Genomic DNA, 15,007 nt, shown 5'->3' on the forward strand with positions numbered 1-15,007 from the left:
AAGCAAACAAGCATTAAAAAAATAGTGGAAAAACTAAAAAAGAGCATGTAGTGACAACAAGCTTTTTTCTACATGCCTCTAACCCTTGATACGACTGCAATTGGAAAAATTTAACGCCAAACTCGGGTTAAAAGTAAGCAATTCACCTATAAATTAGTGAGCAACGGGATTGAAAATATCATAAGAAAAATCACTTATTATTTGGAAGGAGAATTAAGATATGAGGTTAAAACATAGATTAAACTCAGAAGTTGAAAGAAAGCTAAGTGATGCGGTATTTGTTGGTCGGTTGGTCAAGGAAGACGAGCTTTCCTTAACGATCATGGACGAGCCGGTTCGATATAAAGATGAATTCCAAGACGATATACAATTCTATATAAAATGTTTATCACCAATTCCAGATGAAGTTTCAGCTCAATTCTATTATCCTAACAAAATATTTACTGGCAGTACGCAAAGTAAGAACAATTTAAAGAAATTTAATGACTATATTAAGTATGATCGATTACCCCATTTTGAAAAAAAGGATAAGGTCAGAGAACTGCTTCATAATAAATTAATCGTATTTACTTTGACGGCAAGACCAGAGTTTCTATATGTTGAAATTTTAAAAATTGAAGATGACATTGTACCGGCAAAGGAATATGGAATTATCCCTGGGCCAGAGTTAAGACTAGATGAAAATAAGGAAGATTTCGAGAAAAAACTCGTTGATAAAGGCCGTCCCTTTACCTTAAGAATGTATCCTCATATTTTTGAGCAGCCTGAGTTTTTATTCTATGAAGGTACAATTTATAGTGTGTATTTAAATACAAGCCCAAATCCGACGACGTATACACAGGACGTATCCTTTAACGTTACCTATAAAGAATTAAATGACAAATTTTACAATATGGTCGACGCTACCATTGATAGTCATATTTATTTTATCGATATTTCGAAAATAATGGAGCTTCGTGATTTAATGCACGAATCTGATAGTAGTCTAAGTGAAAAGGTTGTCGAGGCTGTTTTAAAGCTTGATGAGATAGCTGCAACCGAATTAGCAGAACCGATCGGCATAAAGAAAAGACCGATGAGTAGCTCTTCTAGTATAAAAATGACATACAAACATAACAAAGAAGAAATAGAGTTTATTAAAAGATTAGAGGAAAACGCAAAGATCAAAGGGCTTTTCTATAAACAGCTTGACTTAAGCTCGTTCCATATAAGTATGAAAACGAACCTCTTAACAATTATTGGAGGGATGTCAGGGACTGGAAAATCACAATTGGCGCAGCTGTACGGAGAAACGATGGGCTTAGAATTCGGGAAAAACCTTGTGATGATTCCTGTTTCGCCGTCATACCATGAACCAAACGACATATTAGGCTACTTAAATCCGACGACCGGGGTATACCATGAAAGTGAAACAGGGTTAGTTAAATTACTTTTAGAGGCTGAGCAGTATCCTGAGCGAATGTACATGGTTATTTTTGACGAAATGAACCTATCACAGGTTGAGCATTGGTTTAGCCCATTCATCTCCCTTTTAGAACTTGATGAAGATAAAAGGTTCCTCTCCCTTTTTAACGAAAATAGTCACTGTATTAACGGAAAATACAAGCCAAAAATCAAAATTGGAAATAATGTGATCTTTGTTGGCACCGTCAATTTCGACGAGACGACAAAAAGCTTCTCGGACCGATTGTTAGACCGATCGAACGTCATTAGTCCTAATAAAATGTCCTTTGCTGAATCACTAGCATATGATCATGGGGAAAAAGGGAAGCTAGAGACCCTAGACGTCTACACGACCATCTACCGGAAATGGGCAACAAAAGACACCCAGAAAGGATTAAAAAACTTGACGGTTGAAGAAATACATCTGCTTGATGAGCTCCACAATCTACTGAGCAGTAGTGACATCCAAAAGGGTGTTTCCTTCCGTGTAGCTTTGGGAATTGCTGATTTTCTTACTAACATCCCTGCAACTGAAACGGGTACATTAGTGATTGACCGGAGAGATGCCTTTGATCTACAGCTTAAACAACGAGTGTTAACAAAGATTAACGGTATTGAATCGTATATTGAACCCCTAGTTGGTAGTCAGATTGACGGCGACTATAACGAGGGCTCAATTACGATGCTGTTAAAATCTGAGGTAGGGCAAAAAGTGTCCGATTTTGACCAATCCATTGACACGTTAAAAAATAAGGCGAAAGAGCTGATGATCTATGGATTCGTTAACTAAAACAAGGAATATCCCCCTTTTAATTGACAATACAGAGCATCTACCATTTTTACTTAAGATCGTTGTTGGACAAGGTCTCCATCAAGAGGTGCTAGACGTAACCGGATTAACCACAAAGTCACACATGATCCATCAATATATTTATCCTATCACTGAACTAAAAGATGTTATGATTGAGCTTCGAACAGGTGAGGACCTTGATATTAAAATTGTATGGAATAAGATGAATGAAAACGAGGCGGAGGAAAATACAAATTCGTTTCATTTATCGAGAAATAATCCGGTTCATATTCTCTATCAAAATGGACGAGGAGAAGAGTACCCTTGGAGATGTGGGACCTATCACTTTGAAGTTTATTTTAATAACAGAGTATATTTTGGCGGCTTTAAAATTGATCCGAAAAATGTCGACAGCAATCAGCTTGAACATATCCATGAGGTGATTAATCAAAATCTTAATGGTTTAGCTCAAGATTATATCCATCACAAAAAGGCCCTAGGGAACGGGAACCTATCGGACTTTGAAAATCACAGTTATTGGCACTATTTCAGGTGGTATGAGAGTATCGAGACTAAATTATTGAGTAGTCTTAAAATGATTGAACAAAATGGTTATCATGACATTCAACCATCGTATCAAATTGGTGAACAGCCAAGACGTCTTGATAACAAAAGCCTGCGCTTTGAAGCAAGCTATAAGGGAAGTATTTTTAGAGGAACAAAGTATCTCAACAAATTGTATGACTCCACCTTTGATCTCGATATAAATCGGTTAGTGAAGATAAGAACGTATGATATCCTTTCGCAAATGGGGCAAGGTATTCATTTTCTTAAAAAGATCTATACGGATCAATTGAACTATTTGGATAAAATGAAAAGTGAACTCGAAGAACTGAAAGCCACTCGGGAAACAATAGAGAATGCAAAGCGAATCACAGAGCGTGAAAAACAGAGGATCAGTAGTACCATCTTTGGAAAGGAAATTAGCTTTCAAAAACAAAAAGGACAGCTAGACCAAATGAGTAACCTACTAAAAAAGGTAGAGCTTTTTAAAAGAACGTTAACTGGCAAAATTCATTCAAATTTTTGGAGGGCAGTTACCCTTGATCCACCGAAGCGATTGATGGTTGGAAAGCATCCAGGATACCATCTGTTTCACCAAGTATGGAGGGCGTCCCATTCGCTTAATAAGGTAAAGGGGAATGATTCTACTGTACTTCCGGTCTATAAGCCTACTTATGTCCTTTATGAATACTATGTATATTTTGGGATGTTAACTATTCTTCAGGAGCTTGGGTATGATGCAGAGGAAGAAACGCTAACCGAACAGCTGTTAAGAACCTTCTACCAAGACGGTCTAAGGGACGGGACGAAGGTATCGCTCGTTAAGGATGATACACTCATTAATCTGACCTATGATGAGGACATTGAACCTGACGCTAATGTAGCTCTCGAAAGAAAGACCCATTTCTATAGTGGGGGCGGTAAAAGAAAACCGGATATCCGTATCGACTTATATAAGAAGTCAGATGGGAATTGGTTCTATAAAAACACCTTTATTGTTGAGGTTAAATATAGTCCATTTCATAATATTTTTCATAGGCAAGGTCAAACCCGCGCAATGGAACAAATGTACGAATACTGGAAGATCATGTATATCCGGGAACTAAATAACTTCGAACGCCATGCTATTGGCCAGGTCGTTTGTGTCTATCCTGGTAGTGAAGCCCAGCCCATCGTTTGTCCGGAAAGCTGCGGAATCTTTCTCCAGTACTTACCTAAAGTTAACGCAACATCCATTTATGATATAACCGGAAAAGAGGAGCTAACCGCTTTAGTTTCCGAATGGATTCAGAAGAACAGGTAGGTGCGGGTGACTGGAAGCGTGTGGAAGCGTGGGGACGGAGCTCGTGCTTCCTTAGGGACATTGCACGAGTAGAAAAATAACGAAAAAAGTAATTCTAAATTACGGTTGCCGAGTATAGTAAATAGTTCCAAATCATAAAAAAGACCACCGTTTTCATTGTAAAATAGAAGTACCTATCATAGAACTTCCAAAATTACTATCCCGACCAAAGGAGATGAAAACGATGGCATATACATCATTCAATCATATTCAAGGTAAAAATGGAAGTAGATGGGCTGATTTTGTTTGAAATGTAGGAAGAGACAATTTATTATTGGTTGCGGCGGTTGTTGATGCAGCGAAATAAACTCATAAGGCTATGATTTGTACTTTTTATGGAGACATACTAGTCAAACCTTTGAATTTGATGCGTCATTAACAGTCATCAGTGAAAAGATCCAAGGAGCACAAACCACGCGGAATTGAACCTATTTAGCCTCTTTTTTTGGGTGGATTTTTTTCCCCTCTTTAATCCCCCTTGAAACACAAGGGGTTTGGGACATCGCAATTAGCTCTATTTAATGATTCTTTTTCCATTTTGCGTTTCTTCCCAACCCAGTCGGCTCTATAAGATTTTGATCTTTAAGCTCATTCAGAACTCGGTTTATCGTTGATTCGCTCACATCTGGACAAGCTTTACGAATTTCTTCTTTCGTAAAGAACCCGGTTTTATTTTCGATATATTTCTTAATTCTAGCTGCTTTATTCCCTTTACCTGTTTGAACAATACCCACTCTTGACTCTAATTCCTTGTAAGCTGCTACAAAAGTACCTAAAATATAATTCACCCAAGGGAAAATGTCATTTTCATTTTCATTTTCATGCCATCCTTGTGATGATAGACGTAATGTTTCGTAGTAGCTTTCTTTTGTATTTTCAATTATTTTTTCTAAACTAATATAACGACCAACTTCATAACCAAATTTATATAAGAGTAGTAATGTTAGTATACGTGCCATTCTTCCATTTCCATCATTAAAAGGGTGTATTGATAAAAAGTCTAATATAAATAAACTAATCAATATGAGAGGTTCAATATCTTCTTTACTCATACGTTCATTTAGTTCATGACAGAGTGAATCTATGGCCTCTGGAGTTTCGGATGAGGATACAGGAACAAAACGAACAAATTTCTTTCCATCAGGTAAATGTTTACTGATGACGTTATCTACATTTTTCCACTTGCCGCCTTCAGTTGCAATATAATGGAATAGTTGGCGATGCAGTTGCAGAATGACATTAGGATTAATTGGAATACCCTCAAATGAAGCATGGACTAGATTTAAAACATCTCTATATCCTGCAATTTCTCCCTCAGATCTATCAAATGGACTTGTCTTATTTTCCATTAACCCCTTTAATCGTTTGTCTGTAATGATGATTCCCTCAATGGCGTTAGATGCCTTTGTTGATTGAATAACAGCAACGTCTTTAAGAGTTTTAAGAACTTGTGGTGCTTGCTGCTTATATAGCTCTTGTTTTCCTTTATATTCATTTATCTTTGATATTAGGCTTACCGTTTCCATAGGAAGCAGTAATTTTTTTAGTGAAATATAATCGTAATTTCTCATTCAATTTCCTCCATTAACTGTAAATGATAAAATACTCAAAAGAAGTGTAAATGATTATGTTTATTTGTGTTTGGGTTGATTAAAAAAAGAATTAAATCTATATTATTTTGTGTTAAATATGATCATAATAACCATAAATGAATATGTTTATAAGTTTAGTATAGGATTAATTATATTCATTTGCAATATAATTGAGTAGTATTTTAGATTATAGTGTTCGTTTGGTCAATACTGATGTTTGAGGGTTTATATTCATACTGTCAGAGTAGGATAAAAAACTGTAAACTATAAATTAATACGTGTTCAAAAATCGCTGAATTAGAAGCAAGAACAATTCTAGTAATGCCAGGAGGAGAATGTATGAAGTTCGTTTTATTATTTGGACCTCAAGCCGTTGGTAAAATGACAGTTGGTCAACAGTTATCAAAAATCACTGATTTAACATTATTTCACAATCACATGACGATTGACTTACTTGAACCACATTTTGGATTTAGTCCCGAAATGTGGAGATTGTCAAATTTATTTCGTGAGGAGATATTTAAATCTTTTTCAACTAGTGACAAGTATGGAATGATATTTACATTTGTTTGGTCATTTGACGAAAAAGAAGATTGGGAGTTTGTTGATAAAATCTGTGACATTTTCAATTCTCAGGGAGCTGATTTATATTTTGTTGAGTTGGAAGCTGACTTAGAAGAGAGGCTTAAGCGCAATAAGACATCTAATAGACTTGAGCAAAAGCCGACGAAACGAAATATTAAGCAATCTGAACAGGAATTACTAAGTACGATGGAAAGCCTTAGATTGAACACAAATGAAGGAGAAATTATTAAGGAAAACTATCTAAGGATAAACAATACCAACCTAAGTCCTGACGAAGTAGCAAAAATGATTAAAAGTCGTTTTAAATTATAAAAAGGGTGTGGCCTATGGAACTATCTATCATTAAACCGCATATAGCTCATACGAAGCCCATTGCTACTATTTGTTCTGTTGGTTGGAAACAAACAGTAGAAGGAGAAAACAAGAAAGGGAATAGACTTAAATAGTGTGTCTAGGCATGGTGAAAGAAGATTGTTTTTGCTAATTTACCTTAGTAAAACGAAGAATTCGAAAAAGAAACATATGTTTGTTTTTGTTGGAACTATAGTTACAATCTAGTAAGATAATGTTCTGTTAGGGAAGGTCGGCTAGCCCCTTGATAGGGGGTGATCCACCTGTTTAATTACACGACCTATGCTCGGTCGCACCGAAAGTTTAGTTATACATTTAAACTTTTAATTATAAAAATTCAAATAAGTTTATTATGTAAGCGCTTGACATATTAATAGTTAAATAATATTATAATATTATTAATGAAGAAAATAAATGTAATAAAGGGGAGAGTAACATGATTGATATTTTTAAACTAGGCTTTGTTGAGTTTGATGCTAAAGATATGAGAGCAATGTCTACCTATTATTCAGATACGATGGGGTTTACATTGACTGAATACGGCCCTGGTGGAAGCGCTTATTTCAGTAGTTCTACAGATCATCACAATATCGTTCTTACACCTTCCAATGAATCTGGAATTCGTAGTTTTGGGTTACAATATAAATCTGACTTAGGAATAGAAGAAGTAGCTGAATACTTGAATTTAAACTTTGGAATTACAACCGAATTAAAAACAGATGTAAAGCCTGGTATTTATCAATATCTTCAATTTACTGACCCAGAAGGATATGAGGTGCATTTATACCCTGAGATGACTATGACAAATCCTGGTTTTAAAACAAAAGGTATTCTTCCTAATAAATTGGGGCATTTATCATTACGGGTAAAAGATGCCAAGAAGCAAGTGGAGTTTTATAAACAACTAGGTTTCCATAATACCGATTGGATTGAAAGCTTCTTCGGATTTATGACTTGTAACTACGATCATCATGTTCTGAATTTCTTTACTTCAGAACACAAAGGCATGCATCACATTGCCTTTGAAATGAGAAATTACTCACATCTAGTAGAAAAGCTTGATTTCTTAAGATTAAACAATAAGAACCTTATATGGGGGCCTTCTAGACATGGAGCAGGCCATAATATTGCATGCTATCACGAAGATGCTGAAGGGAATTTAATCGAATTATTTACAGATGCGGATATTTATATTAAAGAATTAGGCATTTTTGAACCTCGCCCTTGGCATAAGGACTTCCCACAAAAGCCTAAAGTATGGAGTACAGATGAATGTCTTTCGTTATGGGGAGTGGATTTTGAAAAAGCATTAGTTTAATAGTTGAGCATGACCTTTGACGTGTTGCTACATAAAAGCATCTTACTATTGGTAAGGTGCTTTTATAAATTTATGAATCCTTATTATCAATGGAAGTCTAGTCAATTCAAATGTATATCGAAATTTTATGCTAGGTGTCTTTAACTTATACTTTTAGTATGTAAATTCTTATAGTTTCATAAATGATACTATGATATTATTTAATGTATGGAATAATTAATTTGAGAAGTGAAACATTCTTCTAATATAAAAAAGGTAGATGCAGTAGTAGAAAGGAATGAATACGTATGTCACCTCGAAATTTAAGTGAGCAATTGCTACACGATTTAGGAATGGAGATTGTTCAGGGTGATTTGAAACCAGGAGATATATTACCTAAAGTTGAAGCTATAAGCGAAATGAAGGGTGTTAGCCGTACTGTAGTCCGAGAGGTTTTGAAGGGATTATCTGCACGTAGACTGATAGAATCATCAACTAAAATAGGGACGATGGTCAAGGACAGAAGTGAATGGCAATGGTGGGATCAAGATGTGTTATCCTGGGGATTAAACTCAGGAGTAACTAGAGAAATGCTTCTACAGTTAAATGAAGTGCGCCTAGCGATCGAACCGGCTGCAGTAAAATTAGCAGCTATGAATGCAACAGATGAAGATCTGAAGTGTATTCGTGAATGTTTCAAGAGGTTAGAAGATTCGTTAGAAGACGACGCAGAATGGGCAAAATGTGATTATGAATTTCATAATAGCATTTTGGTTGCATCACACAATGAATTGATGCTTAGCTTAATAAAAACATTACATTCATCATTATTACAAAGTAGGCAGACAAGCATTAAATCATTAAAACAAACACATCATAACACTTATACCGAATCTAATACAGAAGTCATTCAATGGCATAAGGCCTTAATGGAAGCAGTGTGTGCCCGTGATGGTGGATTAGCTTATCAAAAAATGCATGATTTACTTCTACGAGTGGGCCAACTTATTGAAAATGCCGACTCTTAATTGAATGACATAAGAAATACATTTTAAGGCCAAGAGGATATTCTGGTCTTTTTTGTTGTTTTTAAATAAAAGTTTTGTATATAAATCTCTCCTCCAAGTTAATAATCCGTAGGCTGGAATATCAGAGCGAACTTACTAAAGGACATCAGTTCCTAACAAATTATACATTTAATCTACCTTATCGGACACAGGTTCCGTTATCTAGTATTTTATCTAGTAGTTTTACTGATATTGAGTATTTATTTTAGCGGAAATAATGTCTGATAAAATTTTTGTACTTCCGTACATGGGTGCGGCATGATTTAAATTTAATTTCAAGCGAATGTAGAATATTTAAAAGTAATTTTAAGATAATTTTATGCTTAAAGGAATCTAAATGTTTTGACATATTTAATTAATAATATTATATTATTATATAAAGAAATTAAAAAGTATTGGAGAGGAAAATATGGGTGAAGCGTCAAAACCAGCGTTTTTATTTATCCATGGTGCAGGTGGTACTGCAAGCAAATGGAGGTCTTTACGTAAGAAACTAAATAATGAGGAAAATCAATATATTAATTTGCCAGGACGAGATCAAATCCAAGATCAATCAACATCTACTATAAGTGATCTTGCTGACTATATTAAAAGTCAGATAAATGATGATGTGATTATCGTAGGTCACTCCATGGGTGGACTTGTTTCTGTAGATGTTGCTAGTTCCAATCCACATGTTAAAGGAGTAGTTTTGATAAATAGCCATTTTACCCTTCCTGTGCATCCGAAAATTTTAGAAAGCTTAAAGCAAGAAGTGTTTCCTGACGGTCTATTTTATGCTTCATATCATAAAGGAACTGACCAGAAACTATTAAAAGAAGAAAAAAAAGAAATTGAGCTCGTATCTATTCAACGAACATACAGAGATTTCAAGGCGTGCGATGACTATAAAGAGGGTAAAGAAAAATTTACAAAAATAGATGTACCGTTAATGTGTGTATACGGAAATGAAGATCGAATGGTACCTAGGGAAGTATCTAAGGAAGTAAAAGAGCTCAAGCCAAATGCAGATGTTTCAGTTGTGAATGACTGTGGTCATTATCTTATGTTGGAACAGCCAGAAGCTTTAGCCAATCTACTAAATAACTTCCAAGATGTCATTCAAGAGACAAAGGAGGACACGAAACAATGAAAGTAGTTGGATTGGTAGGAAGCATTCGAAAAGATTCATATAATCAGTACGTCGCTAATTTTATAAAAAATCGTTATAAAGAAGAGATGAATTTGCAGTTTTTAAGTATAAAAGCGCTTCCTTTTTTTGATCAAACTATTGAAGAAGATCAACCTACAGTAGTTAAAGATTTTAAAAAAACAATAAAGGAAGCAGATGCTGTACTTATTGTAACACCAGAGTATAATCATTCTGTTCCAGGCATTTTGAAAAATTCTATTGATTGGCTATCACGCGTGGATCGGGTGATGATTGGAAAGCCTGCTCTAATAGTAGGGGCGTCAACTGGTCTGCTTGGGACAGTACGCTGCCAGATGCATTTAAGACAAATTTTTGCTTCTCCTGGAATTGCTGCAAAGGTATTACCAGGTAATGAAGTATTTATAGGAAGAGTTCAAGATAAATTGGACGAAAATGGTCAACTTGTTGATCAGCCGACAATTGACTTTCTTGACTCGGTGATTAAAACATTTGTTAAGTTCATACAAGATAGTTAGATTCGGAATATTCAGGATATTAAGTTGACATAAAGAATATATTAATCATATAATATTATTAATTAAAAATTACTAGTTATAAAAGCGTTATCTTATACGAGGGGGAAATTATATGGGAATCAGTATAGTCAGATATAGCGACAAAGGGAATACAAAGTGGGGCGTAGTAAAAGGTGAGCAAGTATATCCAATTCCAGGCCATTATCGTACATTAGCAACTTTTTTAGAAGAAGGAGTCCAAGAAGCTAAAAATACTTTATCTAGAAGTAATAATGGGATCGCGTTGTCTGCAATACAACTGTTAAGTCCCGTTACTTCACCAGCTCAAGTTGTCTGCCAGGGTGCTAACTATAGTGCACATAGACAAGAAGCTGGATTGCAGGGAGAACGACCGCCATTCAACTTGATTTTCACAAAAGCACCGAGCTCAATTTCAGGTCCGAACGATGATATCTTAAGTCCATCTCATGTAAATCTACTAGATTACGAAATTGAATTAGGACTTGTGATCAAAAAAGAAATTACAGAAGAAGTGAATGTAGATAAAGATAATTTTCATGAATATGTTGCTGGGTTTGTTATCGCGAATGACGTATCAGCCAGAGATGTTCAATTCACAGAAGGACAGTGGTATAAAGCGAAAAGTTATCGCTCCTTCTGCCCGGTAGGTCCTATCCTTTACCTCATTGAACCTGAAGATACTTCTTATCTTCATAACCTTGAATTAACATTAACCGTTAATGGTGAAGTCAGACAATCAGCATCTACGCAACAACTTTTATATAAACCAGAAGAAAGTTTAAAAGAGCTTTCAGGTTTTATGAGTTTTTATCCTGGCGACTTACTTTTAACAGGAACCCCCGGTGGTGTAGCGCTTAAATTAACATCAGAAGACTTTGATCAATTATCTAATCCTGTCGCAAAGCTTGATGATAAAATTGCTCGTCTAAATGAAGGTCAACGAGAGAATGGTCACTATTTAACTGAAGGTGATGTTGTAAGGTGTGAAATTAAAAGTCTTGACGGAGAAATCAATCTAGGTGTTCAAGAAAACAAAGTAAAGTTTTATCTGAAAACAAAGACTCAGTGAACGCTTCATTAATCGATGGAGTTTGATGAAAGGAAAGTCGTAATGAAAACTATTTTTCAATCATTTGAAGATGCAGTACGAGATATACATGATGGAGCTACTATTATGGTTGGAGGGTTCGGACTAGTTGGAATTCCAGAAAACCTTATTTTAGCACTCGTTGATAAAGGGGTTAAAGATTTAACTATTATCTCAAATAACTGTGGCGTAGATGATTTTGGCTTAGGTCTACTTCTTAAAAATAAACAAATAAAGAAGATGATTGGTTCATATGTTGGTGGGAACAAAGAGTTTGAGCGACAACTTATTTCCGGTGAATTAGAAGTGGTATTAACTCCACAAGGAACACTAGCTGAGAAAATAAGAGCTGGTGGTGCAGGAATACCTGCTTTTTATACACCAGCAGGAGTAGGCACACCGGTTGCTGATCATAAAGAGTCTCGAGTGATCAAAGGTAAAGAATATTTATATGAGGAATCCCTTGAAGCGGACTTCAGTTTAATAAGAGCTTCAAAAGCAGATGAAATGGGTAATTTAAGATTTAATAAAACAGCTCGTAATTTTAATACGATGATGGCATCAGCAGGAAAAGTAACAATCGTCGAAACGGAAGAATTGATAAAATCAGGTGATTTAGACCCAGATATGGTTCATACACCAGGTATCTATGTACAAAGTCTAATCATTGGAAAGCAAGAGAAGCCAATAGAAAAACGGACAGTCAAAAATTAATTTTATTTTACGTTTAGGGGGGGGTACGATGTCATCAGATAAGATTGCGACTCGTCAAAAAATTGCAGAACGAGCAGAAAAAGAAATTGTCTATGGTAGTTACGTCAATTTAGGCATTGGGATGCCTACATTAATTGCAAACTACATACCTCATGATAAAAAAGTAGTTTTACAATCTGAAAATGGATTACTTGGAATCGGTCCTTATCCAGATCAAAAAGAAATAGACCCTGATTTAATCAATGCAGGAAAAGAGACTGTCACAACGATAGAAGGTGCTGCCTTTTTTGATAGTGCAGAATCATTTGCCATGATTAGAGGAGGGCATATTGATCTAGCCATATTAGGCGGTATGGAAGTTGCTGAAAATGGAGATTTAGCTAATTGGATGATTCCTGGTAAGTCCGTAAAAGGGATGGGTGGTGCTATGGATTTAGTAAATGGTGCAAAACGAGTACTGGTTATTATGGAGCATGTGAGTAAAAAAGGCCTCTCTAAAATATTAAAACAATGCACACTACCGTTAACGGGAAAGCAGGTAGTGAATCATATTATAACCGATTTAGCAGTCATAGAAGTTACAATAAATGGCCTTAAGCTGGTTGAAGTTGCTAAAGGATCGACAATTGAAGAAATACAATCATTGACAGAACCTGAATTAATAATTGATGCAGACGTAAAGTTAGATGCCTTTTAAGGTGGAAATCTATTAATTTCAAAAAGAGGCGATATAATGCGGGTTATGATTAAAAGAGCTCCAGATGGAAAAATAAGTTTACAAGAAACAGCTAAGATTGCAATCGTTACAATAAATCGTCCAGACGCTCGGAATGCTCTTACCAAAAGAATGTGGGGAGAACTTGCTGAAATTGGACGACAAATACAATCGCGACCCAAGAATAAAGTGGTAATTCTAAGAGGCATTTCTGGAAATTTTACAGCGGGCTCTGATATAAAAGAATTTTGCCAAATGAGTGTTACCGAGGCAAATGAAGCTTTTGAATGTATGGAAGAAACAATTTCTATTTATGAAAACTTGCCGATCCCCGTCATAGGTGCTTTAGATGGCCCATCAATTGGGGCAGGTTTTGTACTTTCACTTGCATGTGATTTAAGGGTTGGTACACCGTTGGTCAGTATGGGGATTCCGGTTTCAAGATTAGGTATTAAACTAAGTCCTTCATTTGTGAGAAGGATAGCCAGTTTGGTGGGACCTAGCTATACAAAAGAAATGGTATTTACCAATGAAATATATGATTCAGATAAGTCTGAGAAACTAGGTCTATTGAATAAAGTTGTTTCAAGTACCGAACTTGATCGATATACCATCAGTTTAGCAGAATACATCGGTAGACAATCTAGAGCTTCATTAAATGCAGTCAAAGAAGCGATAGATACATCCTCATATAAAAATGATATGGCATGGGATTTTGTTGATCCAGATGATTTTCATGAAGGTTGTTTAGCATTTGTTGAAAAGAGATATCCGAATTTCAAGTAATACAAAGATTCATATTAGTATTTGACCTAGGAGCACGGGCATGGAAATATATGGTCTTTATGGAAAGAGTGGGACGGGAAAGAGTCATAAGGCGATGCAAGTATTAAAAGATTACGAAGCTGATGCAATCATTGATGATGGTTTATTAATTATAAATAAGCGTAAAGTAGCAGGAAAATCAGCTAAGAATGAAAATTCATTTATAGCTGCTACTAAGCGCGCAACCTTCTTTTCTGATCGTCAACGAAATGAGGTATATCAATACTTGCAAAAATCAGACATCAGATCCATTTTAATTATCGGGACATCCAGAAAGATGATCCGAAAAATTGTAGAAAGACTAGATTTACAACCTGATATATCATGGATTCCCATTGAAAAATATCAGTCAAATAGAGAGCTTAGGATTGCTAGAGCAAGAAGAGCGAAAAATTATCATGTGATTCCAGTGTTTCCTTTGAAAATCGATAGTACTTTTTATGGGAAATGGTTTAGAAGATTGGTCATTAAATTGGGAAAACGAAATGAATCAATACTTCTGGTAAAGCCAATATATTTTCAAAAAAATAAAATAATCATTTCCCCTCAATGCGTTAAAGATATCGTTCAGTTTAATGCAATTAGTGCTATAAAGTTACATAAAGTACAAGTAGATTTTGAAAAAGTACAATTAGTAATCTCTGTTAAGAAAGCGCTTTCTATATACGATGTTATTCAATGGAGAGATGCGTTGATATCAGATTTATATTGTATGCTAAAAACGCAATATACAGTAGATATTAAATGGAAATCAATAGCTTTAAATGAACATAATTTAAGTTCGAATATAGAGTCGCATCCCTGACTGACTGGGTGACAATTAGTATCTACTTATATATAGATTTTAAGAACTTTATAACTGCAAACAAGCATCAAGATTTTATGATGAAGGAGGGTATGTTAACTTATAAAACTTCTGATTTTTCATGTAATTATTTACAATAAA

At 35.3% G+C, this 15,007-nt stretch carries 13 protein-coding genes; 12 read left to right on the forward strand and 1 reads right to left on the reverse strand.

Annotated features, from left to right (window positions below):
* Positions 1-220: 220 nt before the first annotated feature.
* Entirely contained in the window at positions 221-2,233 is a 2,013-nt protein-coding gene (locus NC797_RS05865; protein WP_272435838.1) for an McrB family protein, read from the forward strand.
* Positions 2,217-4,100 (forward strand): nuclease domain-containing protein, encoded by a 1,884-nt coding sequence (locus NC797_RS05870; protein WP_272435839.1) that lies wholly within the window; start codon positions 2,217-2,219, stop codon positions 4,098-4,100. The genes NC797_RS05865 and NC797_RS05870 overlap by 17 nt, the downstream gene beginning before the upstream one ends.
* A gap of 557 nt (positions 4,101-4,657) precedes the next feature.
* Here NC797_RS05870 and NC797_RS05875 read toward each other — a convergent pair.
* A complete protein-coding gene (locus tag NC797_RS05875; RefSeq protein WP_272435840.1) occupies positions 4,658-5,710 on the reverse strand; it encodes a Fic family protein in 1,053 nt (350 codons plus the stop codon).
* 360 nt (positions 5,711-6,070) lie between these two features.
* On the opposite strand from NC797_RS05875, the gene NC797_RS05880 reads away from it, so the two are divergent.
* From NC797_RS05880 to NC797_RS05925, 10 genes are all read left to right on the forward strand, one after another.
* Entirely contained in the window at positions 6,071-6,628 is a 558-nt protein-coding gene (locus NC797_RS05880; RefSeq protein ID WP_272435841.1) for an AAA family ATPase, read from the forward strand.
* Between the two features lie 475 nt (positions 6,629-7,103).
* Complete coding sequence (locus tag NC797_RS05885; protein WP_272435842.1) at positions 7,104-7,985, forward strand: VOC family protein; 882 nt, start codon at positions 7,104-7,106, stop codon at positions 7,983-7,985.
* A 287-nt stretch (positions 7,986-8,272) separates the two neighbouring features.
* Positions 8,273-8,992 (forward strand): FadR/GntR family transcriptional regulator, encoded by a 720-nt coding sequence (locus NC797_RS05890; RefSeq protein ID WP_272435843.1) that lies wholly within the window; start codon positions 8,273-8,275, stop codon positions 8,990-8,992.
* Between the two features lie 448 nt (positions 8,993-9,440).
* Positions 9,441-10,163, forward strand: a complete 723-nt coding sequence (locus NC797_RS05895) for an alpha/beta fold hydrolase (protein ID WP_272435844.1) — start codon at positions 9,441-9,443, stop codon at positions 10,161-10,163.
* Positions 10,160-10,699 (forward strand): NADPH-dependent FMN reductase, encoded by a 540-nt coding sequence (locus NC797_RS05900; RefSeq protein ID WP_272435845.1) that lies wholly within the window; start codon positions 10,160-10,162, stop codon positions 10,697-10,699. Before NC797_RS05895 ends, NC797_RS05900 begins: the two co-directional genes overlap by 4 nt.
* A gap of 112 nt (positions 10,700-10,811) precedes the next feature.
* On the forward strand, positions 10,812-11,789 hold the full coding sequence (locus tag NC797_RS05905; RefSeq protein ID WP_272435846.1) for a fumarylacetoacetate hydrolase family protein: 978 nt from the start codon (positions 10,812-10,814) through the stop codon (positions 11,787-11,789).
* 42 nt (positions 11,790-11,831) lie between these two features.
* Positions 11,832-12,521, forward strand: coding sequence for a CoA transferase subunit A (locus NC797_RS05910; RefSeq protein WP_272435847.1), 690 nt, complete (start codon positions 11,832-11,834; stop codon positions 12,519-12,521).
* 28 nt (positions 12,522-12,549) lie between these two features.
* A complete protein-coding gene (locus NC797_RS05915) occupies positions 12,550-13,218 on the forward strand; it encodes a 3-oxoacid CoA-transferase subunit B (RefSeq protein WP_272435848.1) in 669 nt (222 codons plus the stop codon).
* Between the two features lie 36 nt (positions 13,219-13,254).
* Positions 13,255-14,022, forward strand: coding sequence for an enoyl-CoA hydratase-related protein (locus NC797_RS05920; RefSeq protein ID WP_272435849.1), 768 nt, complete (start codon positions 13,255-13,257; stop codon positions 14,020-14,022).
* 40 nt (positions 14,023-14,062) lie between these two features.
* Positions 14,063-14,866 (forward strand): hypothetical protein, encoded by an 804-nt coding sequence (locus NC797_RS05925; RefSeq protein ID WP_272435850.1) that lies wholly within the window; start codon positions 14,063-14,065, stop codon positions 14,864-14,866.
* Positions 14,867-15,007 lie beyond the last annotated feature (141 nt).

The organism is Terrihalobacillus insolitus (genome assembly GCF_028416575.1).
Classification (GTDB): domain Bacteria; phylum Bacillota; class Bacilli; order Bacillales; family Amphibacillaceae; genus Terrihalobacillus; species Terrihalobacillus insolitus.